Origin of the sequence: Kitasatospora sp. NPDC059812 (genome assembly GCF_042732075.1) — a bacterium.
Classification (GTDB): Bacteria; Actinomycetota; Actinomycetes; order Streptomycetales; family Streptomycetaceae; genus Kitasatospora.
Window position 1 is genome coordinate 1 of the sequence record NZ_JBHWIO010000021.1, and the last position, 25258, is coordinate 25258.

Below are 25258 nucleotides of genomic sequence, written 5' to 3' on the forward strand. Positions count from 1 at the left end.
TGTGTTGCTGTTGTGTGGGGGCTTGTCTTTTTATAACACCCCCCCGCACAGGCGCCAGGCCGGCCCCCCCGGTGCCGCCCCGCACGATACCCCCCCAACGCGCGCCACTCGAATCCTCCGCTTCGCTCCGGATGAAATCCTCGCGCAAGCGCGAGGATTGAATTCCGCAAGCGGAATTCCCCGCTGGCAAGCCAGCGGTAGGACATGCCTCCGCTTCGCTCCGGCGTGTTCCCCCGCAAGCGGGGGAACTGAATTCCGCAAGCGGAATTCAGTGAGCTAACCGGCAGCAGTGCATCACTCGTGTACTGTGTAGGCCCAGTAACTCCGTTCCACATCCCACCATTTGACCTCCCCCCATCTCACAACAGGTCAATGCCAACGCCCGCCCCTATCTTCCTGTCGAGCCTGGTGGACTCCGCTTCGCTCCGCCCACCCTGAGCGCCCGTCACCATTCACCCCGAGCCGTCGACATGGGGAAGCGTGCCGCCCGGGTTTGCGGGTGGCACGCTTCGGTGCATCGCAATGATGCACTGTGTGGGTTCAGTGTTCCTGCCTGGTGTCAGTACTGGACGTCGACCGCCTGGATTCCGGTGAACTCGACTTCGAGTCCGGCGGCGCGTCCGCCGTCCTTGAAGTAGGTTTCCTGGAATCCCTCGGCCATGATGGCGCGCATCTGTTGGTCACCGGCGCCCTGGTCCTGGGCGGTGAAGAGGCGGCCGGCGTAGGCGGGTGGGAGGTGGACGGTCAGGTGCCGTAGCCGGGCCTCGTCGGTGGTGCCGACGGGAGCGGTGTAGCCGAAGTAGGCCCACACCTCGACGGTGATGCCCGTGCTGGTGGCGGCCTTCTTGCGGGCCCGACGGCGGATGCCGGGCTGCCACACTCGTTGGACCTCGCGCTTCAGGGCTTCGCGCAGTGCGGCCCTGGGGGTCTTGCGTTGGCCGGCGAGGTAGCGCTCGACGGTGCGGCGACTCACGCCGAGCCGGGCCGCCAGGGCGGCGGTGTCGCCCTTGGCCGCCTTGGCGAGCAGCCGCATCTGGGCCTGCGCGCTCTTGGGTGGCGCCTTGGTGAAGTGCTCGGGCGCGGCCCGGTCGATCGCGTCGGTGATCTCCTCCACAGCCTCCTACTTCCCTTCGATGGTGCTGCTGTCGTAGCCCTTGATGTGGCGGGCCGGGTTGATCGGCTGGTCGCGCTCCAGCCAGTCCACGACGGTGAGCATCTGCTGGATGCCCTCGACCTTGGCCAGGCCGGGGGTGGCGCCGAGGCGGAAGGTGCCGGGCAGCACCTTGCCCGAGCCGGTGAGCGGCAGGAAGCCGAGCGGGTCCGTGGTCGGGGAGGCGTAGACGACGCAGTCGTTGTTGACGCCGAGCGGGTAACGGCCGTTGGCCTTCGCCACGTTGGCCATCTTGCGGTGCATGTTGACGCGGGCCTTGGCGATGACCGCGGCCCGGATGTCCGGGCGCCAGGTCTCGCGCTCAAGCGCCGGCCACGGCTCGCCGGGCTTGTAGGTCAGGCCCTGGGGGCGCTCTCGCAGCTTGCCGATCCCGAACTTCACCGTCGACTTCACCGCCGAGAGGACCATGGCGATCTGGTGGTGGCGCCAGGTGGCCGAGGCGAGCTGGTCGTCGCCCATCGCGGCCAGGTGGCCCAGGCCCTCGGCGGCGAGCGCGGCGCGCAGCGCGTCCAGGTCGGTGCCCGCGTTCTTGAGGAGGCGGTGGGCGGTCATCGCGGCGAGGAAGGCGCGTTCGTCGGTGTCCTTGTCGGTGGGGATGCCGGCCTCGGCCATGGTGGTGACGTAGGCCTCGCGGAGGCGATCGTGCCAGGGGTCGAGGTAGGCGCCGCTGTGCTCGCGCAGGTAGGCCTCGGTCGGGGTGACGTCGTGGCCGAGTTCCTGGGCGTAGGCGACGGTGGGGGTGGTGTACCAGGCTGGGCCGGTGGGGGGGTTGCCGGTCGGGGTGAACGGGCTGGGCAGGCGGGGGTCGGTGGGGATGTGGGACAGGTCGACGAGCCAGCTGCCCGGGGTCTTTTTGTCGAAGTGTGGGTTGGTGACGTGGAGCGGGCCGGACAGGCCGACGTTGAGGCGGGCGGCGGCGGCGAGGTAGGCGGTGTTGATGTCGATGCCGACCGCGAACGGTTCGATCATCTCCGCTTCGGAGAGGGTCTCGACCGGGCGGATCCACTGGTAGGACTCCTCGTCGAGGAAGCCGCCGGTCCAGCCCTGTGCGGCGGGGTGCTCCGGCGGGACCTCCGGTGGCGCTGCCTGGACGACTTCGGTCAGCGCGCCCGGGTTCGGTCCGGACACCCACCCGCCGCTCTGCTCGTCGCGTACCGCCCTCGTGGGCGGGCGTAGCGCGGTCATCAGTTCCAGGCCGCTGGTGGCGCTGGAGCCGCGGGGGGTGATGACGCGTTGGGCGTAGACGCCGAGGACGCGGGCGAGGTCGGGGGCGGGCAGGTGGGCGGCGTCGCCCCAGGCGCGGGTGTCCAGGGCGCGCCAGGGCAGGACGGCGAGTTGTACGCATTGGCGTCGGCCGTCTTTGACGGGCTTGTAGATGCGGGCCCAGGGGCCGAAGCCGCGGCGGGTGAGCTGCCATTTGGAGCGGGCGAGTGCTTTGACGATCTTGTGGTCGTCGGGCAGGCGCTGGGTGCGGCGGGTGGCCGGGTCGTCGTCCAGGGTGGGTGGCAGGCCGAGTTTCTGGGCGGCGGCGGCGGTGAGGACGATCAGGGGGTCGGAGTCCTTGCCGTTGCGGTGCAGTCGTGGGGTGCCCAGGCCGGATTCGGTCAGGGCCCAGGTGACCAGTTGTGCGAGTGTGGTGGCGGGGCAGTCCAGGAGTAGGCCGCCGACTGCGTAGGCGGTGCCGTCGTCGTCCAGTACTGCGAGTGGGCCGTGGGGGTATTGGGCGTCGCTGTGTGGTGTGGGGCGGGCGGCGGGGCGCAGCGGTTGTGGTTGTTCGGCTGGTTGTTCTGGCGGGATGCGGTCGGGGCGGGGGCTGTCGTCGTCCGGGTTCGCCGTGTCGTCGGTGGTGGGTTTGGGCTCGGCCTTTGTGGGGGTGGGGGTTGGGGCGAAGGCGGCCGGGACTTCTTCGACTGTGCGGGCTGCGGGGGCGGGGGTGGGGTGCTGTTGGGCCCAGCCTTCGAGGAGGCGTGCGTAGGCTTCCAGGCGTGGTGGCCTCGGCTCGGAGCGGCCGGCTTCCCAGTTCTTCACGGATTGCACCGTTGACTTCAGTACCTGGGCCAGTCGCGCTTGGGTGACTCCGGCGGCCTCTCGGAGGCGTGCTCTTTCGGTTGGCTCCGGCAGTTGTGGGCCTGGGTCGTTCAGTAGTGCGTCCACTGCTGCGAACAGTTCGTCCTGTGTGGGCATCGGAACTCCACCTCCTCGCCCTACACTAGTCCATTTTTAACCCTGGAATTGAAGCTCTTTGGTGGTGGTGGGGCCTTGTCTTTGTGGCTGTTCCATGGGTTTTTTTGCTGCCGGGTTGTTCGTTGGCGGAGGTGCTCTTAGCCCTGGAACATCTGGTGTTCGGGGTGTGGTGGCGGCGGTGGCTGGGGGGTGTTGGGCGGGGTTCGGGGTGGCTGGTGGTGGTGGGGTCCGGTGTGTTGCGTGGGCATTAGCCGGGGGTTAGCGGGATTCGTCATGGTGGGTGGATGTGCTGGCGTGGGTCTCGGATTAGTCCGCGTCGTTTGGAATGGGGTGTCCGGGAGGGGTTGTGGGGTCGGGAATCGCGGGGGTCCCGGTTGTCGGTCGGTGTGGTGCGTTGGGGGGCGCGGTCCGTGTCGGCACGAACTGGGGCGCGGATGGTGGCCGGTGGTCGCGGGTGGGTGTTTGCTGCTGTGTCGCTGTCGCGGGTGGAAAGTTCGTGGGTGAAACGTGATAAAAGCGGCGGGATCAAGCTCTGTCATGAACGCGATCGCGCCGTTTTTCGTGCGGCGGGCTGACGTGCGTCGCCCCGGGGTGAAGATCACACCGGGGCCGCGGTATCGCCGCGGAAGCCGGTGTGTCCGGGCGGGTGGCGCACGGCCCGGGGCGGCGTCGCGGGACGGACAGGACGAAGGGGAAGGGGCGCGGATGCTCTTGGAGCGCGACGAGGTGTTGGACGCGGCCGCGGCGGCCGGGGCGGCCGCGCGGGCGGGCGGCGGGCGCTGGATCCTGCTCTCGGCGCCGGTGGCCGGCATGGGGCGCAGCGCCGCGTTGGAGGCGGTGGTGCGGCAGGAGGCGGGCGGCGGTGCCATGCGGGTGGGGCGGGTGCGCGGGGTGCCGGAGGAGGCGGGGTTCGCGTTCGGGCTGGTGCGGCAGCTCTTCGCGGACGACGGGGCCGTTCCGTTCGCGGTGCCGGCCGGGCCCGACGAGCAGCGGTTGTTCCACCGGTGGGTGACGCGGCTGGCCCGCTGGGCGGCCGAGCGGCCGGTGCTGATCGCGGTGGACGACCTCCATCACGCCGATGAGCCGTCCCGGCGGTGGATCGGCTATCTGGCCCGCCGGATCGCCGAGATTCCCGTTCTGCTGGTGGTCACCGAGTGCGGCGACCCGTCCGGTCCGGGGCCCTTCCCTTCTCCTGCGGGTGTGTCGGTCGTCCTGCGCGCTCTGAGTGTGTCCGCGGTCGTGCGTATCGCCCGGGGCGCCGGCCTGGGCCGGGAGGACGTCGTGACGTGTGTCGGGGCGGGGGCCGGGAACCCGGCGCTGGTGCAGGCGCTCGTCGCCGACCTCGGTGACGGGCCGCTGCCCCGCCCGCCCGCCACCCGTTCCCGCAGCCGTTATCGCGAGGCGATCGCCGACTGGCTGGGGCGGGGGGTCGATCCGTGTCTGCGCCAGGCCTGTCTGGCTCTCGCCGTCGCAGCGGAGGAAGGGGTGGCGGGCGACCCCGGGCTTCGCCGTCAGCTCGCCGGTCTCTGCTCGTCCAGGCGGTCGCCGGACGAGCGGTCGGTGCGCCGTCTGGACAGGCTGCTGAGCCACCCCCTGGCGCGGGAGGCCGTCCTCGCCGCCGCCGAGCCGCGGGAGATCGCGGAGCTGCACACCCGCATCGCGGAGCTGCTCGACGAGAGCGGTGCGCCGGCGACCGCCGTGGCCTCCCGGCTGCTGCGCGTGGAACGGCCCGGCGAGGTGTGGATGGCCCGCTCGCTGGCCGAGGCCGCCGAGGAGGCGGTACGCGCCGGCCGTGTCGCGGAGTCCGCCGCGTATCTGCGCCACGCCCTGAGCGGGCCGCTCGATCCGGACCGGCGTGCGGCCCTCACCATGCGCCTGGGCACCCTGGAGCTCGCGAACAACGCGACCGCCGGTATCCGCAGGCTCCACACCGGAGTGGAGTTGCACAGTGATCTGCGGGAGCGGGCGAGGGCGGCGACCGCCCTGAGCGCGGCCCTCGTGGCGGGCCGCGATCCCGACAGCGCGCTGCGGGTCCTCCACCAGGCCGGCCGCGGGGCCGATGACGGCGAACTCGTCCAGGTGCTGCAGGCCCTCGCCGCGCTCGTCTCCTCGCACGACAACGACGCCTGGCGCGGCGCCGTCGCCGGCCTGCGCGCGCTCGCCCCCACCGCGCCGCCCGGCATCGAGCCGCTGGTGTGCGGCCTGATCACCGAGTACGAGGCCGGGGCCGGCCTCTGCTCGGCCGCCGAGGCGCTCGCCCGGGTGCGCCCGCGGCTGGCCGCCCCGGTGGACCCGCGCCTGCGGACCGCCTGGCTCGGCAGCGCGGCCACCCTGCTGCAGTGGGCGGACTGCCTGGAGGAGGCGCGCGAGCTGGCCGGCCTGTGCCTGCCCGCCCCGCCCGCTCCCCCGGACCTGACGGACGTGGGCCTGCAGTGCCTGCTCAGCGTCCGGGCCGAGGCCGCGCTGTGGGCGGGAGAGTTCGACCGCGTCATCGCCGAGAACGCCCCCCTGGTGGAGGCGACCGCCGGACAGGGCGTCCGGCTGCCGCACCTGGCGGCCATGGTGGCCACCGCCCGGCACGAGAGCGGCCGGCGCACCGGGGCGTGGGAGGCCGTGGCACTGGCCGGAGCGTGCGGCAACGACAGTTCCTGGGAGTGGAACGAGCTCAGCTACGCACGGGCCCTGCTGCACGCGGCGGACGGCCGCTGGCAGGCGGCCCTCGACGACTACCTGGCCTGCGGAGCCGGCCAGAGCGCCCACGGCTTCGTCAGCCCGGTCGCCACACCATGGCGTTCCGGGGCGGCGCTGGCCCTGGTGCGGCTGGGGCGGCGGGAGGAGGCCCGCGAACTCGCCGAGGAGGAACTGCGCCACGCCCGGACCTGGGGCACCGCGCGCACCGTCGGCCGGGCGCTGCGGGCGTACGCCGCGGCCGTGGGCGGCAGGCTGGCCCTGTGCTCGCTGACCGAGGGCGCCGAACTGCTCAGGGCGGGGTGCGCGCCGGTGGAACTCGCGGAGGTCCTGGCCGATCTCGGCCGGGCCCACATCGGGGCGGGCAACGGCCGCAAGGGCCGGGACACGCTGCGCGAGGCGCACGCGGTGGCCCTGCGGCTGGCCGCGCCCGCTCCGCAGGCCGGGCAGGCGCCCGCCGCCGGTCGCCTCCTCGACCTGACGGCCGGGGCGTTGCGCGAGGGCGGGGTGCGCAACAGGAACGGCGGGCACGCGCTGACGCCCGCCGAACGGCGCGTGGCCAAACTGGCGGCGGCGGGGCACACCAACGCCCAGATCTCCTCCGCGCTGTGTCTCACCCGCCGCACCGTGGAGACCCATCTCACCAACGCCTACCGGAAGCTGCGGATCGCCCGGCGTACCCAGCTGGTGGCGGTACTGGGAGGGTGAAGGCGGTAGGGGCCGGTAGGCGGGCCCGGGGCCCCGGCGGGGCGGGTGCGGCAGGGCCACGGCAGGGCGGTCGGCGGCGGGCCGGGGCTGAGCGCCCCCGCCCGGGTCACGGATGGACGTGACCCGGGCGGGGGCGCTGGTTCGGCCCGGCGTGATCAGGACTTCGACAGGTTGAAGGAGATCGCGGCGTTGTCGCCGCTGCCGCCCTGCCAGGTGCACTTGTACCCGGACGGGGCGGAGCAGCTGTAGCCGTTGCTGCCGGTGTAGGGGTTGTTCCAGTACACCCTGACCTTGTTGCTCTCCCCGGACACGTCGAAGGTGACCTCGCCCTCCGTGCCGGTCATGAAGCCGTCCGACTCGCTGGCCCACTTCGCGGTGACACCGGGCTGGACCATGGACGGGGGCAGCATGTTGTCGGACCAGATCCCCCACCGCAGGCTGGAGCCGGAACGGACCAGCAGCTTGCCCGAGTTGTTGGTCAGGTTGATGCTCGTGCTGCGGGCGGCGGTGACGCCGGGCACCACCGCGTCGGCGGTGTCGGCCCCGGCCGACCGGGACGCCGGCCAGACGTCGAACTTGACGCCGGCGTTGTTCCCGCTGCCGCCGCTCTTGTAGCAGGCGTACCCGGCCGGGACGGAGCAGCTGTAGCCGTTGCTGCCCACGTAGGGGTTGTTCCAGTAGATCTTGATCTCGCCGCCGGCGAAGCCGTAGGTGATGTTCCCCTCCGTCCCGGTGCCGGCCCCGCAGGACTCGCTCGCGAAGCTGGGCTCCTTGCCGGTGGGGATGTAGTCGGGCGGCAGCATGTTGTTCGTCCAGCAGCCGTGGTCGAGCTTCTCCCACGTCTTGGTCAGGCCGTACGCGGTGTGGTTGGACAGGGTGACCTGCGTGGAGCGGGCCGCGGTGATCCCCTCCAGGCCGTCCGCGGTCGCCTGCGGGCCGCCCTGCCCGGTCGCGGCCTGCGCGGCCGGGGCGAGGGTGAGCGCTCCGGACGCCATCAGCACGGCGGTCAGAACGCCTGCGGCCGTGCGGGACAGGCCGCGCTTGGGAGTCGTGCGTCGCATGGGTCTACCAACTCTCTTCAAGGCTGGACGAGCGGGCGCCGGGTCGCGCCCGCCGTGTTCTCATCCGGGGGGCGTCGCGGCTCGGTGCCGGCGCCGGGGGGGGGGGCTCACTGGATGTAGAGCTCCCACCTCTTCGCGCCGTCGACGATGACCTCTTCGATCAGCTGGGCGACGGCGCTCCCGAGGCCGTACAGCACGTAGTACGCCGCCTGCGCCTCGACGAACGAGTCGTACCGGCCGGCCCAGCGCCAGATCGCGGACGCCGACGCGCCGTCCTGGGCGGCGGGCGTCGCGGAGGCGTGTGCGCGGGCGGGGGAGGCCACGGCGGCGTGCGCCTGGGCGGTGCCGCCGACCAGGACCGCGGCGGCGATCGCGGCGCAGAGCGAGGCTGAACGAATTTGCCTGTGCATGACAAATATCCCTTCTGGGCGTTCCACGTGAACGGCCGGCCACCTGCGGCGGATCGGCCCCGCCCCGACCCGGCTGCGGGATGCGGTGGCAGTCACAGGCTGACACGCCACCACCACGCTCGGGCATCGTGGAAAACCGCGAACTTGGCACGGTGTACGTACCGAGGGCCTGCGGACGGGGCGGGGGCGGAGCGGGGGCTGAACGGAACGGAGGGGCGGGGTGGCGTCCGGTCACATCCCGGCGGCGGCCGGCCAGACGGTCGCGGCCGCGGCGGCGAGGAGCCCGGCGTTGAGCGCGACGCGGCGGTCCCCGCCGGTCAGGTGCACGGCGATCGCGCCGGTCTGCAGGAGCACGAACCCGACGGCCGCGGCCACGGCCAGCCCCGGCGCGACACCGACCGCCGGCGGCAGCAACAGGCCTGCCGCGCCCAGGAGTTCGACCGCTCCCAGCGCCCTGACGGCGGGCAGCGGTACGCGGTCCACCCAGGCCATCATCGGGCGCAGCCGGTCGCGGTCGCGGGTCGCCTTGAGTGCGCCCGCGTAGAGGTAGAAGGCGGCGAGCGGTGTGGCGAGGAACCAGTAGGCGATGGTCATGACGTCCTTTCACGGTCACCGCCGGCGGGTGGCCGGTCGGCTTCAGGCCAGATCGGCGGCGGACCCGGTGACGGGCTTGGTGGCGGGCTCGGTGGCGTAGCGGCTCATCGTGCGCAGGCCGGCCTCGGGGGTCGGCGGCCCGCCGTCGGCGGCCATGTCCCGCAGGTCCCGGAAGTACTGCAGGTACAGGTCGGGGGTGAACACGCTGAGCATGACGGCGCTGTGGTCGCTCACGTTAGCGAAGGTGTGCGGGGCGCCGGGCGGGACCATCACGAACGTGCCCGCGCTCGCGTCGTGGTGCTGGTCCCCGACGGTGAAGCGCACCGTGCCGGAGATGACGTAGAAGCCTTCGTCGTGGCGGGCGTGGCGGTGCTGCGGCGGTCCGGGGGTGTGCGGGGCGAGGAGGGACTCGGTCACCGCCAGGCGGTGCCCGGTGTGGCTGCCGTCCTCCAGGACGCGCATGCGCGTGGTGCCCATGACGATCGTCTCGCCCTCGCCGGGGGCGACCACCGATACGGTGGGGCCGGCCTGCGGTTCACTGGTCTTCGCTGTGTCGGTCATGTTCCGAGTCCACCGCCGGGGCCCCGCGGGTGTCCAAGACCCGTTCCGCCATGCCGATACCCGGGGGGTATCGTCGCAGCGTGGAGCTACGTACCCTGCGCTACTTCGTGGCGGTCGCCGAGGAACTCCACTTCGGCCGGGCCGCCACCCGCCTGCACATGAGCCAGCCGCCGCTGAGCCGGGCGATCAAGCAGTTGGAGAGGGAGAGCGGCGCCCTGCTGTTCGCCCGCTCCCCCGCCGGCGTCACCCTCACCCCGGCGGGAACCGTGCTGCTCGACGAGGCGCGGGCCCTGCTCGACCGGGCCGAGCGCCTGCGCGCGCGCGTGGCCGCGGCGGCCGGCGCCGCGACCCTGACCGTCGGCATCCTGGGCGACGGCACCGACCCCGGCATCACCAGGCTGGCGGCCGCCTTCCGCCGCAGCCACCCCGGCGTCGAGATCCGCGTGCGCGACACCGACCTGACCGACCCGACCTGCGGACTGCGCGCCGCACTGGTCGACGTCGCCCTGACCCGCGCGCCGTTCGACGACACCGCCCTGGCGGTGCGCGTGCTGCGCACCGACCCGGTCGGCGCGGTCCTGCGCGCCGACGACCCGCTGGCCCGGCGCGGCCGCCTGGAACTGGCCGACCTGGCCGGCCGCCGCTGGTTCCAGTTCCCCCCGGGAACCGACCCCCGGTGGCAGTCGTACTGGAACGGCGGCACCCCGCGCGAGGGCCCCGTGGTGCGCGGCGTCCAGGAATGCCTGCAGGCCGTGCTCTGGAACAGCACGGTCGGCCTGGCCCCGCTCGGACACGACCTGCCCGAGAACCTCACCACCGTCCCGCTGGCCGACATGGCGCCCAGCCCGGTGGTCGCGGTGTGGAACGACGGCGACACCAACCCGCTGGTCCGCTCGTTCACCGAGATCGCGACGGCCGCATACCGCCAGGTGTGACAGGTGTGAGAGGAGGCCGCCCTGCGAGAGGGTGGCGTCCGTCGAAAAAAGTGGTCCCGAATCCGCCCGCCGTGTCGATCCGCGGCCACGCCGTTCGACCTGGGATGGAGAGGGCCGGAAAGCGGCCCCCGAGCAAGGAGTGACGATGTCGAAGTACATGCTGATCATGCGGGGCACGGACGAGAGCGTCGCGAAGATGATGGAGACGCCCTTCGAGGAGATGCTCGAAACGGTGGGCCGCTTCAACGAGGAACTGATCCGGGCGGGCGTGCTCGTCGCCGCCGAGGGCCTGGACGACCCCTCCCAGGGCGTGGTGGTCGACTTCAGCGGACAGAGCCCGGTGGTCACCGACGGCCCCTACGGCGAGACGAAGGAACTGTTCGGCGGCTTCTACGTGATCGACGTCGCCTCGAAGGAGGAGGCCGTCGAGTGGGCCAAGCGGCTCCCGGCCATCACCGGCTCGAAGGTCGAGATCCGCCGCGTGCCGGGCATCGAGGAGTTCCCGCAGGACAACGAGTGGATCGCCAAGGAGCGGGCGTGGCGCGAGCGGACCGGCCAGCACTGATGCCCACCACCCCCGACGGCCCGCCGAGCACCGAATCGGCCCGGCGGGCCGCCGAGGCCCTCTGGCGGATCGAGTCCGCCCGGATCGTCGGCGCACTGGCCCGCTACACCGGGGACTTCGCGCTCGCCGAGGACGTCGCCCAGGAGGCGCTCGCCGAAGCACTCGTCGGCTGGGCGCGCGACGGCGTGCCCACCAGCCCGGTGGGCTGGCTGCTGGCGACCGCGCGCCGGCGCGCCATCGACGCCTTCCGCCGCGCCTCCGCCCTCGACGAGCGCTACACCCTGCTCGCGGGCCAACTCGCCGAGGGCCAGTTCAGCTCCGGCCCGGCGACCGCCTCCGGCCCGCCGCACGAACTGCCCTGGGACCCCGACCGGGTCGACGACGACGTCCTCGCGCTCATGTTCACCGCCTGCCACCCCGTGCTCTCCCCCGAGGCCCGGGTCGCGCTCACGCTGCGCGTGGTGGGCGGCCTGTCCAGCGAGGAGATCGCCCGGGCGTTCCTCGTACCCACCGCCACCGTCCAGGCCCGGATCACCCGGGCGAAGAAGACGATCGCCGCGGCGCACGTACCGTTCGAACTGCCGCCGGCCGAGGACCGGCGCGAACGGCTCGGCGCCGTCCTGAGCGTCCTGTACGTGATCTTCACCGAGGGCTCGACCGCGACCGCCGGCGACCACCTGCTACGCCCCGACCTCGCCTACGAGGCACTCCGGCTGGCCCGGACGCTGGCCGCCCTGCTGCCCGCCGAACCGGAGGCGTGCGCACTGCTCGCGCTGTTCGAACTCACCGCCGCGCGCTTTGCCGCCCGCACCGCACCCGACGGGGAGGCGGTGCTCCTGGAGGACCAGGACCGGCGCCGGTGGGACCGCTCCGCGATCCGCCGCGGCCTGGCCGCACTCGGCCGCGCCGCCGCCACCGGACGGGGCCTCGGCCCCTACGGCCTCCAGGCCGCGATCGCCGCCTGCCACGCGGCGGCGCCCTCGGTGCAGGAGACCGACTGGGAACACATCGTGCTCCTCTACGAGGCACTCGGCCGCGTGGCCCCCTCCCCCGTCGTCGAACTCAACCGGGCCGTGGCCGTCGCCATGGCCAACGGACCCCAGCAGGCGCTCCACCTGGTCGACGAACTCGCCGCCTCCGGCCGGCTCTCGGGATCGCACCTGCTCCCGGGCGTACGCGGCGAACTCCTGACCCGACTCGGCCGCACCGCCGAGGCCCGCGCCGAGCTGGAACTCGCCGCCCGACTGTGCCGCAACACCCGCGAGCGGTCGGTGCTGCTGCGCAAGGCGGCCGCGCTGCCATGACGCCCCCGCCCGGGCGGGCGGGGACGACTCGTGCCCGGCCGTCACGAGCCGGGGGCGTCGCGAGCCGGGGCCGTCACGAGCGGGGGCAGAACTCCGCCTCCAGCTCGGAGGTGAACACCGCGATCGGCCAACTCCCCTCGACCCAGTCGCCGTTGACGTTGGTGGCGAGCAGGTGCCGGCCGTCGCGGGTGCCGAACGCGTAGGACCACGAGCCGTTGATGGCGCCGCCCATGCCCCAGACGGTGGGGCCGCAGTCGAGCCTGATGCCCGCGACGCCCAGACCGTATTCCGCCTGGTCGATCCACTGGTGCCCGGTCGGGATCATCGTGAACATCTCCCGCTGCTGGGCGGGCGGCAGGAGCCGTCCGCCCAGCAGGGCGGCGAAGAAGGTGTTCAGGTCGCGGACGTCGGAGACCATGTCGCCGGCGGCCCAGCCCCAGGACGGGCTCAGCTCCGTCACGTCGTAGGCGGTGGCGTTCGGCCCGGTGAGCCCCAGACGCGAGTACTCGCGCCCGTGCGGCCCGTGGATGGCGGTGTCGCCGGAGGAGGGTTCGTAGGTGCCGGTGAGGCCCAGCGGGGTGGTGATCCGCTGCTCGATCTGCGCGGCCAGGGTGCCGCCGGAGGCCCGTTCGACGATCAGGCCGGCGAGGACGTAGTTGGTGTCGGAGTAGGTCCAGCCGGTGCCGGGCGCGAAGTCGGGCCGGTGGGCGAGCGCGATCCGGACGAGCTGTCCGGGGGTGTAGCTGTCGAAGCGGTGCCGCAGGAAGGGCAGGCCGCTCGCCTCCTGCCGGACCTTCTCGTCCATCGCGTAGTTGTAGATGCCGCTGGTGTGGTTGAGGAGCTGGCGCACGGTGGTCCGCTCGCCGTCGTAGCCGGGGGCGTCGAGGAGGCCGGGCAGCCAGCGCTCCACGCTGTCGTCGAGGCTCAGCCGCCCCTCGGCGGCGAGCTGGAGGACGACGGTGGCGACGAAGGTCTTGGTGGTGCTGCCGATGCGGAACCGGTCCTGCGCGAGACGGGCCCGCCCGGTGGCGAGGTCGGCGACGCCCGCACTGCCGAACCACCAGCGGTCGCCGTCCCGGACCTCGGCGACCGCGCCGGGCAGGCCGCCCGTGGCCACCGCCCGGTCCAGCACCCGCTGGACCCCCGGGTGCCCGCCCCTGCCGTCCGGCGCGGGCGCGGCGAACGCCGGTGTGGCGGCGGCGCCGGCCAGCACGGCCCCGGCGAGCAGGGTGGCGACGGCTGCGCGCGTGGTGGTTCCCATGGCGTGTTCCCCCTCGATGTGGTGTCGCGGTTCGGGAAGAAGCTACGAGCAAATTCACATAATGGTCAATACGAAACCTGCCGATGGTGGATGTATTCGCAGGTAGATACCACAATATTCTTGCAATGACTCTCCCAGTTAATGCAACAGAACGTCGCGAGTCCATTGCAACAGCGGGCGAGCCGGACGGATACTGTTCACGCGACGGAAGGAGACGAGGACGGATGCCCGGAGCCAGGCTGACCCCGCAGGACCGCCACCGGATCGCCGCCGGACTGGCCGAGGGGCTGGGCTACGGCGAGATCGCCCGGCAGATCGAACGGCCGACCTCGACCGTCACCCGCGAGATCGCCCGCAACGGCGGGCCCTCCGACTACCGGGCCGAACACGCCCAGCGCGCCACCGCACAGCGCTCCCGCCGCAGCGGCACGACCGCCCGACCGGCCGCCGCCGCCACGCCGCCGGCCGAGGGCCGCGACCCGCAGGCGGTAAGCGAATTCGCCGACGAACTGGCCGAGCTGCTGGTGCACAGCGGCCTGCCCCGCATGGTCGCCCGGGTCCTCGCCTGCCTGTACGTCACCGACAACGGCAGCCTCACCGCGGGCGAACTGGTGCAACGGCTGCAGGTCAGCCCGGCCGCCGTCTCCAAGGCCGTCGGCTACCTGGAGGGCCAGGCGCTGATCCGCCGCGAACGCGGCGAACAGCAGCGCCGGGAGCGGTACGTCATCGACGACGACGTCTGGTACCGGGCACTGCTGGCCAGCGCCGAACGGAACACGATGCTCGCCGGCGTCGCCCGCCAGGGCGCCGAGACGCTCGGCCCCGGCACACCGGCCGGCGCCCGGATGGACGACGCCGCAGCCTTCCTGGACCGGATCGGCCAGGACATCGTGCGCTCCGTGCGGCAGTGGCGGGAGGAGAGCCGGCCCGGATCGCGGACCGGCTGATCCCGGACGCCCCCTGCGGGGCGGTCGGGTGAGATGCGCAATGGTCCGGGCGGGTGGGGCTCCGCACCCGATCGGGTGCCGTATCCGCGGATACGCGGCGGGCCTTCGACAAAGGCGGTCGCGGCGGGCCGGCCGTCGGCCCCCGGGGCATGCCGGCGACCCGGTGGGGGCTGGTTCAGGCCGTGGGGCCGGAGGCCGACCGACGGGGTAGAGCCGGGTACGCAGTTGCGTCTCGGCGCTGCCGGACGACGCCCCGGGGGGCCCCGGGAAAGCGTTCGTCCGGGGCGGGTGCGCCGGGCGGGGGGCGGCGAACCCGGCGGGAGGGCGCGGCCCCGCGGGGGCGGCCGGAGGGCGGCGACCGGCTGAACCGGGCCTGTCCGGTGCCCCGTTCCTCCGTGAAAGGCAGCTCTGTCGTGCTGCCGTCACTGCCGATTTCCGTGGAGGACCGCAGTGCATCACCGTTCCCGTCCAGTGGCCAGGGTGCTCGGCTCGGGCGCCGCCCTGAGTCTGGCACTGGCGCTCACCGTGACCGCCTCCCCCGCCCTGGCCGCGCCGCCGGGCCCGACCGCCGAGCCCGATCCCGTCCCCGCCCTGGTGGCCGGTCAGGGCACCGCCGCCCCGCAGTTGGTGACCGGGCTGTCCGAGGCGGCGCCCGGCGGTCCGGTCGAGGCGGCCCGGGCCCATCTCGCGGCCCACCTGGACCGGTACCGGGTCGATCCGGGGCAGCTGACCGAGCTCGCGGTCGAGCGCACGGCCGCCGACCGGCGCACCGTCAGGTTCCAGCAGTACCACGGCGGCATACCGGTGCTCGGCGGGCAGTACCTGGTCCGCCTCACCGGCGAGGGGGCCGGCCAGCGGGTGGAGTCGGTCGGCGGCAAGTACTTCACCGGGCTGACCGCGCCGACCGCCCCCGCCGTGCCGGACGCGGTGCTGCGCAAGCTGGCGCTCGACTCGCTCCCCGACCCGCGCGCCCGGGCCGGGGCCACCGCCGAGGACCGCGGCCTGGTCGTCCTGCCGGGCGGCACCGGCCGACTCGCCCGGCACTTCACCGTGCACACCGCCGGCCCGGGCAACGGCGAACCGCTGGTCCGCGAGGTCTACGCGGACGCCACGCTCGGCGTGGTCGCCCTCGCCCACGACTCCTCGGCCCCCTACCAGGTCAGCGGCGCCGACGACACAGGCGCCGGCGCCGCCCGTGGCGCGGCCGCCGCCGAGCCCGCCACCGGGACCGCCCCCGACCTCCTGGGCCGTACCGTGCCGGTGAACATCTCCCGCCAGCCGGACGGAAGTTACCAACTCGTCGACCTCACCCGGCCCGTCACCATCACCACCTACGACGCGACCGGACGGGACTACAACGAGTTCAGCGGCCGACTGCCCGACGGCAGCCTCCCCGTCGCCTCCCCGGGCCCGGCCTTCCCCGCCTCCACCGGCACCAGCGGCGCCACCGACGCCCACCTCAACGCCGCCGCCGTGTACGGCTTCTACCACGACCGGCTCGGCCGCGACGGCCTGGACGGCAAGGGCGGCGCGATCACCTCCGTGGTGAACGTGAGCAACCGCGGCAAGCCCTTCCCGAACGCCGCCTGGGACGGGCAGAAGATGCTCTACGGCAACGGCAACGCCAGGTTCCTGCCGTTCTCCGCCGCCCTCGACGTGGCCGGGCACGAGATGACCCACGGCGTCATCCAGCACACCGCCAACCTGGTCGGCGACGGCCAGTCCGGGGCGATGAACGAGGGACTCGCCGACTACTTCGGCAACGCCATCGAGGTCACCGCCCGCGGCACGTCCATGGACGACCCGGCGGCGGCGCTGATGGGCGAGAACCTGTGCCGCACCGGCACCCCGCAGGACTGCGCGAACCGCCGCCTGGACGACCACCGCACCACCGTGGACGACTACCTCGGCGCCGGACTCGACCTGGACAACGGCGGCGCGCACCTCAACGCCACCATCTTCAGCGGCGCCCTGTGGGACATCCGGCGCACCCTCGACCCGCTCACCGCCGACCGCCTCGTCTACCGGGCAATGGCCGAATACCTCACCCCGCTCGACGACTTCGTCGACGGACGCAACGCGGTGCTCGCCGCCGGCCGGGCCCTCAAACTCAGCGGAGCCCAACTGCGCAAGGTGGCCGCCGCGTTCGACGCACACGGGATCAAGGCCGGCTGGCAGAACCGGCTCGGGACGGACACCCGCCCGCTGCTGCTCGGCACCTCCGCCCCGGTCGGACCGGCCGCGGGCGGAGGCCACTGGGTGATGGGCAACACCGACCCGAACGGCAAGGGCGCGACGGCCCTGTACACCGGCTCCACCACCGCCCCCGGCACCCCGACCCGGCTCAGCCCGGACGACGGGCGGATCCACGGCTGGGCCGCCACCGACGGCACGTCCGCCGTCTGGCTGGCGATCGGGCCCGACGCCACCGGCACGTGGGGGACGGAGGTGCTGACCCGCCCGCTGTCCGGCGGCCCGGTGCGCAGCGTGTTCCACTCCCCCGACCAGTCGCCCGGCAGCGTCCGGGTGTCCGGCGGGGACATCGCCTTCACGGTGACCGACAACGACACCGGCCGCACCCGGGTCCGCCTCTCCCACGACGGCGCCCCGCCCGTGGAACTCCCGCTGCCCGAGGGCCATAACCTCACGTCCTTCACGTCCCTCGCGTTCAAGGACGGCCTGCTCGGCTGGATCGAGTCCTGGACGGCCGACGGGGCCGGCGTCCAGGCGCCGACGGTCTTCTCGACCGCCACCGGCAAAGTCGCCGCCCAGTACCCGGTGAGCACCCCGAACGGCACCGACCCGCCGTACCTCGCCTCCCCGCTGCTCGCGGGCGACCGGCTGCTCTGGCTGGCCGCCCCGGCCGACCGCACCCGACCGACCGCCCTGCGCTCCGGCGCCCTGGACGGCTCCGGCGTGCGCGACCTGCTCTCCGCCGACTCGCCGTACACCCCGGCGGACATGGAGCTCACCGCCACCGACCAGGCCGTCACCTTCCTGCACCGCGGCGCCCAGCCGAGCAGCGGCTGGTCGAACGCCGCGCTGCCCAAGCTGTACCAGCTGCCGGTCGGCGGCGGCACCCCCGTACGGGTCTCCTGCAACCGGGGCAGCCAGTTCCACGCCGCCGCCGACCAGGGCACCCGGGCGGTCTGGCTGGACGCCACCGCCGGGCGCAACGACCTCGTGGTCCGCGACCGCCCGGCCGGGTCCTGCTGATCCGAGCGCGGCCGCGTCGTTCGCCCCGGTGCCGGCGGGCACCGGGGCGGACGGCGAGGCGGACAGCGGATCCGGGGTGGACGGCGGGTGCCAGCGCGCTGTGCGCGGTTTGCCAGCGGCGGGCCGGAGGCTAGGGCCGTCCAGGTCACCCGGCAACCAGAGGGAACTGATCCATGTCGCCAGCTGCTTCTCCTTCTTCTCCTCCTTCTTCGACTGCCCCTTCGCCGTCCCGGACGGGGTGGTCGCGCCGCCTGCGGCTGGCGCCGCTCGTGCTGACGGCGTCGGCCCTGGCCGTGGGACTGGCCGCCGGTCCGGCGCTCCCGGCCCCCCTGACCACCGCCGGGTCCGCGCCCTCCGCGACCCGGGGCGGGGCCGAGGCGCAGCGGGCTCAACTGGAGGAGTTGGCACGGCAGTTGGTGGCTGCCGGGGCGCCGGGGGTGGTGGTGCGGGTGGACGACGGCCGGGGCCGGCCCGTCGAGATCGCCGAGCAGGCCCCCTGGGCCGCGGCGGACCAGCGGCTCGCGGTGGGGGACGAGTTCCGGATGGGCTCCAACACCAAGACCATGATGGCCGTGATCGCCCTGCAACTGGCCGCCGAGGGGCGGCTCGCGCTGACCGACCCGGTGGAGGCGTGGCTGCCGGGCCAGGTGCCCGACGGCCGGGCGATCACGCTGCGGATGCTGCTGAACCACACCAGCGGCCTGGCCGACTACACCGAGGACCCCGCCGTCCTGCCGTCGATCCTCGGCAAGGACCCGCACCGGTGGACCTCCGCCGAACTGCTCGCCGTGGGCCTCAAGCGCCCGGCGCTGTTCCCGCCGGGCACCCGGTGGTCCTACAGCAACACCGACTACGCGGCGGTCGGCGCCGTCCTGGAGCGGGTCACCGGGGCGAGCCTCGCCGACCTGGTCCGCGACCGGATCGCCCGGCCGCTGAACCTGAAGCACACCTACCTCGCCACGGACGGCAGCTGGCGCGGCCGCCACGTCCGCGGCTACGAGCCGGACTCCGCCCACATGCCGGCGGGGGTGCCCGCCGCGTTCCGGGACGTGGCCGGGGTGCACCGCGACGGCCGGGTGGACGTCTCCGGCAACGACCCGGGCTGGGGCGGGGCGGCCGGGGCCGTGGTGTCCACCGCGCAGGACTGGTCCCGCTTCTACAACGCGCTGATGTCCGGCAGGCTGCTGCCCGCGGCCCAGCTGGCGCAGCTGCGCACCACCGTGCCGATGGACCCGCAGAACCCGGTGGACGGGCCCGGCTCCGGCCTGGGCATCGAGACGGGCCGCACCCCCTGCGGCACCGTCTGGGCCCACGACGGGGGGATCACCGGCTACTCCAGCACCAACCTCACCGACGGCACCGGCAGCCGTACGGCCACCGTCCTGATCGCGACCGAGTTCCTGTTCGAGTTCGGGGCCGACGCGAAGCTCACCGCGGCCGGCCAGGCCCTGCAGAGTGCGGTGACCTGCGCCATGTTCGGCAAGCCGGCCCCGGCTCCGGCCCCTGCTCCGGGTCCGGCTTCAGTTCCGGCTTCAGTTCCGGCTCACTGACGGGGGCGGCCCGGCCGCGGGTGCGGTGATGATCGCAGACAGCAGGTCCCTGGCCTCGGTCCGCGCCATCGCCGCACCCGCGGCGTGCGCGGACGCGAACCCGGCGGCTCCCAGGTCGGCCGTGGCCCGCCCGGCGATCCTGTGCACGTCGGTGTCGCCGAGGTCGTCCGAGCCCCGCAGCAGGTCGGCGGCGCCGAGCAGGAGCGCCGCCTCCCCCGGCCGGCCGCGGCACAGCTCGATGTCGGCGGCCGCCACCGCGATCCGGGCCGCGACCGCCGAGTTCCAGGTCAGCACCAGGTGCACCGCCGGGTGGTCGAGCCGGCGCACCGCCGCGTCGGGCAGGCCGTCCGCCGCGTCCAGCTGCGCGAGCACGCCCAGCAGCAGGGCGGTGAGGTGCGAGGGCACCGGCTGGACGCCGGGAGCCTGGGCCAGGGCGGCCAGGGCGTGTGCGCGGGCCTGCTCCCGCTGCCCGGCCCGCCACTCCAGCTGGGCCAGGCCCAGGCACACCAGGGCCCTGGGCTCGGCCCATCCGGCCTGCGCCACCTGGTCGAGCAGGCCCTCCAGCTGCCGCCGCGCGCCGTCCGCGTCCCCGGCCTGGGCGCGCATCAGGGCGGCCTGGACATCGCTGTCGACCGTGTCCTCCTGCATCCCGAGCTCCTGGAAGTACCGGGTGGCCCGCTCGTTCATCGCCAGCGCGTCGGCCAGGTCGCCGGAGCGCCGCCGCAGCGAACCGAGGGTGCTCAGCGCGGTCGCCATGCCCCACCGCTCGCCGAGCGCCTCGAAACCGGCCAGCGCGTGGGCGAGGAAGCCCGCCGCCTCGGTGACGTCCCCGGTGTGCAGGGTCAGCAGGCCCCGCACGAGCAGGGCGAACGGGCCGCTGGAGGGGTCCTTGCGCTCGCCGTCCGGGAAGTCCGGGGAATCCGCGGGGGCCGGAGGGTCGGGCGTGTGCGGCGGCGGCTGCGGGCCGGCGATGGCCGCGGCCAGCCGGGCCAGCTCCAGCAGGGGGTGGACACCGGGGTCGACGCCCGCCATCGCCGCCTCGATCCGGCCGAAGGCGGCCGCCCTGTCCTCCGGCCGGCCGATGGACTCGGTGCCGACCTCGTACGTCGCGACCACCAGCGCGCGGGCCGCCGGATCGGCCGGCCCGGGGACCTCCAGGACCCGTTCGAGCAGGTCCAGCGACTCCGGCGGATAGCCCCGCATGGACCAGAACCAGCACAGCGCGGCGCCGAACCGGACCGCCGTCGCGGCGTCCCCGGACTCCACCGCCCAGCGGATCGCCGCCAGCAGGTCGTCCCGCTCGGCCGACAGCCGGGCCAGCCAGCGCAGCTGGTCGCGGGTGCGCAGCCGCGGCTCCGCGGTCTCGGCCAGGGCGAGGAAGAACCCGCAGTGGCGTTCGCGGGCGGCGCCGGCCTCCCCGTGGCGGGTGAGCTGCTCCAGGCCGTACTCCCGGATGGTCTCCAGCATCCGGTAGCGGGGCTCTCCCGTGGCGGCGGCTCCGAGCGGGTGCAGCAGCGACTTGTCGACCAGCGCCGCCAGCAGTTCCCGGACGTCGCGGGCCGGGGCGTCGGGGGTGGGGACATCGGGGGCCTCACGGTCGCCGGGGTGGTGGCCGGCGTGCGGGGCGGCGAGCCCGCCGACCGCCTGCGCCGCGTCCTCGGTGAAGCTGCCGGGCGCCACCGACAGCCGTTCCAGCAGCGCCCGTTCGTCGGCGGCCAGCAGCTTCCAGCTCCAGGCCACCACGGCGCGCAGCGTCTGGTGCCGGGGCAGGGCGGTGCGGCTGCCCCGGGTGAGCAGCCGGAACCGGTCGTCCAGCCGGGCGGCGACCACCTCGGCGGGCAGGGTGCGCAGTTGGGCGGCGGCCAGTTCGATCGCCAGTGGCAGGCCGTCCAGGCGGCGGCAGATCTCGACCGCCGCCGCCAGCGAGCCGTCCTCCTCGGCGAAGCCCGGGCACACGGCGGTGGCCCGGTCGTGGAACAGCCGGACCGCCGCGCAGGCGCGGGCCTGTTCGGGCGTCGAGCCGGGTTCGGGCAGTTCCAGGGGGAGTACCGGGTGCAGGTTCTCGCCGTCGATCCGCAGCGGCTCCCGGCTGGTGGCCAGGACCCGCAGCCCGGGGCACCGGCCGAGCAGGGTCTCGGCCAGCGTGGCCGCCGCGTCGATCACGTGCTCGCAGTTGTCCAGCACCAGGACCGGGTCGTCGTGCGTGAGCACCTCGGTCAGGCGGTCCAGGATCTCCTCTGGGGTGCCGGGGCGGCGGGTCGGGGCCGCGGCGTTCTTGGGCAGGTCGGCCTCGCGCGTGCGCAGGGCGTCGAGCACCGCGCGGGGCACGTCCGCCGGGCCGGCCGGGGCCAGGGCGACGAACCACACCCCGCCGGGCGGTGTGAGCCGGCGGCCGGCGGTGGTGGCCAGCCGGGTCTTGCCGGACCCGCCGGGGCCGACCAGGGTGACCAGGCGGGCTCGACCGAGCAGCTCGGCCACCCGGCGGATGTCGTCCTCGCGGCCCACGAAGCTGGTCAGCGGCGCGTCCGGGTTGCCGGGCGGCCGTGGTCGGCGGGGTTCCGGCCGTTGGGGCTCCGGCCGTTGGGGTGGCGGCTGGTCGTCGGGCGGCCGGTGGCCGGAGGGCGGCCGGTGGTCGGGGGGTGCCGGGAGCTCGCCGCGCAGGACCGCGAGATGGGCCGCCTGCAGCTGCGGTCCGGGGTCGCTGCCGAAGGTGTCGGCCAGCCGGGCGCGCAGCCGCTGGTAGGCGGCCAGTGCCTCGGCGCCCTGGCCGCCGGCGGCCAGGGCCCGGATCAGCTGGGCGTGCAGCCGTTCGTGCAGCGGGTGCCGCGCGGTCAGCGATTCGAGTTCGGCGATCAGCTCCGGTCCGGCGCCCAGCGCGAGGTCGGCCTCGATCCGGTCCTCCAGGGCGGCCAGCCGCGCCCGCTCCAGCCGCCGGGCCTCGACATCGGCGAACGGCGCCTCACGCACGTCCGCCAGCGCGGGTCCGCGCCACAGGGCCAGGGCCTCCCGCAGGGCGGCGGCGGCCTCGGCCGGCCGGCCCTGTGCGTGCAAGTGCCTTCCGGAGAGGGCCAGTTGCTCGAACCGGGCGGTGTCCACCGCACCGGCCTCGACGGCCAGCCGGTACCCGGCCGGTCCGAAGGTGAGCAGCGCGGGGTCGCCCAGGACGCCCCGCAGGCGGGACACCAGTGACTGCAGGGCGTTCGCCTGGTCGGCCGGTGGCGCCTCGGCCCACAGCGCGTCCACCAGGGCCTGGGGCCGGACGGCGCGGCCGGCGTCCAGTGCCAGGTAGGCCAGCAGCGCCCGCAGCCGCGCGCCGCCGATCGGCAGCGGGCCCGCTCCGGCGTCCAGTACCAGGGGTCCAAGCAGGCCGACGCGCACCGGGTCACTATCGCAGCAGCACCGGTTTGAGCGTCAAGTCGCCGGCCGGCGCCCGCGCGCCCGCCCCGGCCGTGGGCGGCGTCCGGGGCGGTGGCCCGGCGGCGTCGGTGGCCTCGCCGGTCGCTGGCGGGCCCGCCCGTCACGTCCTCGGGGCGGCGATGGGGGGCCCGGGTGAACCGGTAGCCCCGGACAGCCATCCCCGGTAGCGCTCCGCATACGCATGTGTGTGGATGGTGACAGGACGCCATTTCGTGGCAGTCCGATCGACCATCACCACCCTTATCTGGAAGGGCTCTTCCCCCATGCGTACTGCGCGCCGCGTCCTGACCGTCTCCGCCCTCTGCCTCCCGCTCGTTCTCGGCGGGGCGACCATCGCCTCCGCCGACACGCCCAACAACATCCCCTCCCTGAACTACGACCACGGGGCGTTCTCCGTCGGCCCGAACGGCAGTGCCCTGCACATCACCGATGTCCAGTTCGGTCCTGACGGTGCCTCGTTCCTCGACGCCGCCGTCGCGGTGGGCCCCAACGGTGTCGCCGGCTACGCCACCGAGACCGGCATCGGCCTCGCGGGCTGATCCCCGCCACTCCCCCATGCCGGGTGCCCCGGGACGAACCGTCCCGGGGCACCCGCACGCCCGGGGCCGGGGGCCGCGCGGGGCGGCGGCGTTCACCCGCCCCCGCGCGGGCTGACGAGCATGCGGATGTCGTCGGCCGCCCGGAGGACGAACCGTTCGGTCGGGACCACCCGGTGGCCCGGCACGGGCCGAAAGCGCAGGCGCTTGAGGAGGACGGCCAGCATCAGTTCGCACTCGACCATGGCCAGGGCGGCGCCCTCGCAGCTGCGCGGGCCGAACCCGAAGGGGACCCAGGCCAGCCGCGCGCGTCCGGCCGCCTGCTCCGGGGTGAAGCGCTCGGGGCGAAACCGTTCGGGCTCGGGCCAGTGGTCGGGGTTCAGGTGGATGGCCCAGAACGGGTAGAAGACCACCGCCCCGGCCGGGACCGTGTACGCGCCGAGGGTGAGCGCTTCGGTGCTCTGGCGCGCGCCGTACGGGCCGGGCGGGTAGAGGCGCATCGACTCCTGGAGGACCGTCCGCAGGTACGGCAGGCGCCGCAGGTCGGCGTACCCGGGGGCCGGGCGGTCGCCGAGCACGCGGTCCAGTTCCCCGGTGACGCGTTCGGCCGCCTCGGGGTGGCGGCCCAGCAGGTGCAGGGTCCAGGAGACGGCCACGCCGGTGGTGTGGTGGGCGGCGAGCATCGTCGCGAGGACGGTGTCGCGGATCCGGGCGGGGCGCTCGCCGGCCTCGACCAGTGCGCCGACCAGGTCGCCGCGGTCGGCGCGGCCGCCGTCGCGGTGGGCCGCGATCACCCGGTCGACCGTCGCGCGCAGGAGGGCGAGCGCCCGCGCGGTCCGCTCGGCGCGCTCCTGCGGGTCGACGGCGGGGGGCACCTGGTAGAGCCGTTCCAGGTAGTCGGCGAGCACCTCCTCGAAGGCGGCGGCGACGACGTCCGGGCCCTCGACCTCGCCGCCCAGGGCGTACGCGCAGATCATCCGCAGGGACAGGGCGGTCAGGTCCTGCTGCAGCGCGACGGCCTCGCCCCGGGCGCCCCGCGCGACCCAGCGGTCCGCGAGGCCGGTCGCGAGCGCGGTGAAGCGGTCGAAGGCCTGCTCGTGCGAGGGGCGGCCGGCCAGGACCGAGAGCAGGGTGCGGCGCCACGGGGCGTGTTCGTCCGCCGGGAGCACTTGCAGGTTGCCGGCCTCGAACAGCGGGTCCAGGAAGGAGAACAGGCGCTCGGGGCGGCGGTCCAGGTGCGCGGTGGCCTCCAGCAGCACCGGGTCGGCGACCGACACGGCCGTCTCGGCGCCGGGCAGCTGGAACCGTGCCACGGGGCCGTACTCGGCGTGCAGCCGCAGCTGGTAGGCGTGCAGCCCGCCCGCCTGCGCGATGGCGCCGACCCCGCCGTCCGGCCGGGGGTCGGGACCGGGGATCTTCATCGGACCTCCTGGTGACGCATGGTCGGATCCGCCGCCCGGACGGTGGACGCGGGCGGCGCAGCGCCGACGGCCGTGGGGACCAGGATCGCGCGGGAGCGCGTCCGGCCGGCAGGTGGCGGCGCCAGGCCGGGCGGCGGGCCGAGGCCCGGGCAAAGTTGCCAGCGCTTGCAAGTAATCGGTGTGCACAACTATTGTGGTGTCACGCAAAGTGCACCTGCAATCATCCGGGGAGGCGCCCCCTCGCCTCTCGCGCCACCGGCCCCGCCCGCCTCGCGACAGGAGTCCGTCCGTGAGCACCACCCTCTTCACCCCGTACACCCTGAGGACGCTGACCGTCCCCAACCGCGTCTGAATGGCGGCGATGTGCCAGTACAGCGCCGCTCCGGACGGCGACGCGGCCGGCGCCCCGACGGACTGGCACTTCGCCCACGTCGCGGCACGCGCCACCGGCGGCACGGGGATGATCATCATGGAGGCCACCGCCGTCAGCCCCGAAGGCCGCATCACCCCCTACGACCTCGGGATCTGGAACGACACCCAGGTCGCGGCCTTCCGGCGGATCACCTCCTTCCTGACGGCGCAGGGCACCGTGCCCACCCTCCAGCTCGCCCACGCCAGTTGTTCCGACTATCAGGTCATCCATCAGTTAGCTGACCAGCCACGACGTAGCACAGAGCCCCCGGAATGACACCACCAAGTGTCTCCGGGGGCTCTGCTGCGTGGAGTGCG

General features: G+C 74.2%; 17 protein-coding genes and 1 pseudogene. 9 read left to right on the forward strand and 9 right to left on the reverse strand.

The features are described 5' to 3' along the window. Positions 1 to 559: 559 nt before the first annotated feature. Together tpg and tap are read right to left on the reverse strand one after the other, a co-directional pair. Positions 560 to 1114: a telomere-protecting terminal protein Tpg gene (gene tpg, locus ACFV6D_RS13610; protein ID WP_380559731.1), complete on the reverse strand. Its 555-nt coding sequence runs from the start codon at positions 1112 to 1114 to the stop codon at positions 560 to 562. A gap of 6 nt (positions 1115 to 1120) precedes the next feature. Then, positions 1121 to 3355 carry a telomere-associated protein Tap gene (tap, locus tag ACFV6D_RS13615; RefSeq protein ID WP_380495727.1) on the reverse strand — a complete coding sequence of 745 codons (2235 nt, stop codon included), beginning with the start codon at positions 3353 to 3355 and terminating at the stop codon, positions 1121 to 1123. Positions 3356 to 4060: 705 nt separating this feature from the next. Here tap and ACFV6D_RS13620 point away from each other — a divergent pair. After that, positions 4061 to 6751 carry a LuxR C-terminal-related transcriptional regulator gene (locus ACFV6D_RS13620; RefSeq protein ID WP_380559733.1) on the forward strand — a complete coding sequence of 897 codons (2691 nt, stop codon included), beginning with the start codon at positions 4061 to 4063 and terminating at the stop codon, positions 6749 to 6751. A gap of 155 nt (positions 6752 to 6906) precedes the next feature. Here ACFV6D_RS13620 and ACFV6D_RS13625 read toward each other — a convergent pair whose 3' ends face one another. From ACFV6D_RS13625 to ACFV6D_RS13640, 4 genes are all read right to left on the reverse strand, one after another. Then, positions 6907 to 7812 carry an aegerolysin family protein gene (locus ACFV6D_RS13625; protein WP_380559735.1) on the reverse strand — a complete coding sequence of 302 codons (906 nt, stop codon included), beginning with the start codon at positions 7810 to 7812 and terminating at the stop codon, positions 6907 to 6909. 107 nt (positions 7813 to 7919) lie between these two features. Then, entirely contained in the window at positions 7920 to 8222 is a 303-nt protein-coding gene (locus ACFV6D_RS13630; protein ID WP_380559737.1) for a hypothetical protein, read from the reverse strand. A 231-nt stretch (positions 8223 to 8453) separates the two neighbouring features. Then, positions 8454 to 8816, reverse strand: coding sequence for a DoxX family protein (locus ACFV6D_RS13635; protein ID WP_380559738.1), 363 nt, complete (start codon positions 8814 to 8816; stop codon positions 8454 to 8456). Positions 8817 to 8858: 42 nt separating this feature from the next. Then, entirely contained in the window at positions 8859 to 9377 is a 519-nt protein-coding gene (locus ACFV6D_RS13640) for a cupin domain-containing protein (RefSeq protein ID WP_380559740.1), read from the reverse strand. 50 nt (positions 9378 to 9427) lie between these two features. Between ACFV6D_RS13640 and ACFV6D_RS13645 the strand changes: the two genes are divergently transcribed. The 3 genes from ACFV6D_RS13645 to ACFV6D_RS13655 all read left to right on the forward strand — a co-directional run bounded on the left by ACFV6D_RS13645 (position 9428) and on the right by ACFV6D_RS13655 (position 12181). Further along, positions 9428 to 10312 (forward strand): LysR family transcriptional regulator, encoded by an 885-nt coding sequence (locus ACFV6D_RS13645; protein WP_380559742.1) that lies wholly within the window; start codon positions 9428 to 9430, stop codon positions 10310 to 10312. A gap of 145 nt (positions 10313 to 10457) precedes the next feature. Further along, the gene (locus ACFV6D_RS13650) at positions 10458 to 10877 is read left to right on the forward strand and encodes a YciI family protein (protein ID WP_380344626.1); all 420 of its coding nucleotides are present in this window, start codon (positions 10458 to 10460) and stop codon (positions 10875 to 10877) included. Continuing rightward, entirely contained in the window at positions 10850 to 12181 is a 1332-nt protein-coding gene (locus ACFV6D_RS13655; protein WP_380426148.1) for an RNA polymerase sigma factor, read from the forward strand. The genes ACFV6D_RS13650 and ACFV6D_RS13655 overlap by 28 nt, the downstream gene beginning before the upstream one ends. Positions 12182 to 12254: 73 nt before the next feature. On the opposite strand, the gene ACFV6D_RS13660 is transcribed toward ACFV6D_RS13655, so the two are convergent. Continuing rightward, positions 12255 to 13442: a serine hydrolase domain-containing protein gene (locus tag ACFV6D_RS13660; RefSeq protein ID WP_380559744.1), complete on the reverse strand. Its 1188-nt coding sequence runs from the start codon at positions 13440 to 13442 to the stop codon at positions 12255 to 12257. Between the two features lie 224 nt (positions 13443 to 13666). On the opposite strand from ACFV6D_RS13660, the gene ACFV6D_RS13665 reads away from it, so the two are divergent. The 3 genes from ACFV6D_RS13665 (at position 13667) to ACFV6D_RS13675 (ending at position 19155) form a co-directional block, all read left to right on the forward strand. After that, positions 13667 to 14389: a MarR family transcriptional regulator gene (locus ACFV6D_RS13665; protein WP_380559746.1), complete on the forward strand. Its 723-nt coding sequence runs from the start codon at positions 13667 to 13669 to the stop codon at positions 14387 to 14389. 450 nt (positions 14390 to 14839) lie between these two features. Further along, entirely contained in the window at positions 14840 to 17605 is a 2766-nt protein-coding gene (locus tag ACFV6D_RS13670; protein ID WP_380559748.1) for a M4 family metallopeptidase, read from the forward strand. A 269-nt stretch (positions 17606 to 17874) separates the two neighbouring features. Continuing rightward, positions 17875 to 19155, forward strand: a complete 1281-nt coding sequence (locus tag ACFV6D_RS13675) for a serine hydrolase domain-containing protein (RefSeq protein WP_380559750.1) — start codon at positions 17875 to 17877, stop codon at positions 19153 to 19155. On the opposite strand, the gene ACFV6D_RS13680 is transcribed toward ACFV6D_RS13675, so the two are convergent. Next, complete coding sequence (locus ACFV6D_RS13680; protein ID WP_380559752.1) at positions 19138 to 22533, reverse strand: BTAD domain-containing putative transcriptional regulator; 3396 nt, start codon at positions 22531 to 22533, stop codon at positions 19138 to 19140. The two genes, ACFV6D_RS13675 and ACFV6D_RS13680, sit on opposite strands and share 18 nt — an antisense overlap. A 302-nt stretch (positions 22534 to 22835) precedes the next feature. On the opposite strand from ACFV6D_RS13680, the gene ACFV6D_RS13685 reads away from it, so the two are divergent. Beyond that, positions 22836 to 23111, forward strand: coding sequence for a hypothetical protein (locus ACFV6D_RS13685; RefSeq protein WP_063352834.1), 276 nt, complete (start codon positions 22836 to 22838; stop codon positions 23109 to 23111). Between the two features lie 92 nt (positions 23112 to 23203). Here ACFV6D_RS13685 and ACFV6D_RS13690 read toward each other — a convergent pair whose 3' ends face one another. Continuing rightward, positions 23204 to 24529 carry a cytochrome P450 gene (locus ACFV6D_RS13690; protein WP_380559754.1) on the reverse strand — a complete coding sequence of 442 codons (1326 nt, stop codon included), beginning with the start codon at positions 24527 to 24529 and terminating at the stop codon, positions 23204 to 23206. 352 nt (positions 24530 to 24881) lie between these two features. Between ACFV6D_RS13690 and ACFV6D_RS13695 the strand changes: the two are divergent. Then, positions 24882 to 25145, forward strand: a pseudogene (locus ACFV6D_RS13695) (NADH:flavin oxidoreductase/NADH oxidase); the annotation flags it as partial. Between the last annotated feature and the right edge of the window lie 113 nt (positions 25146 to 25258).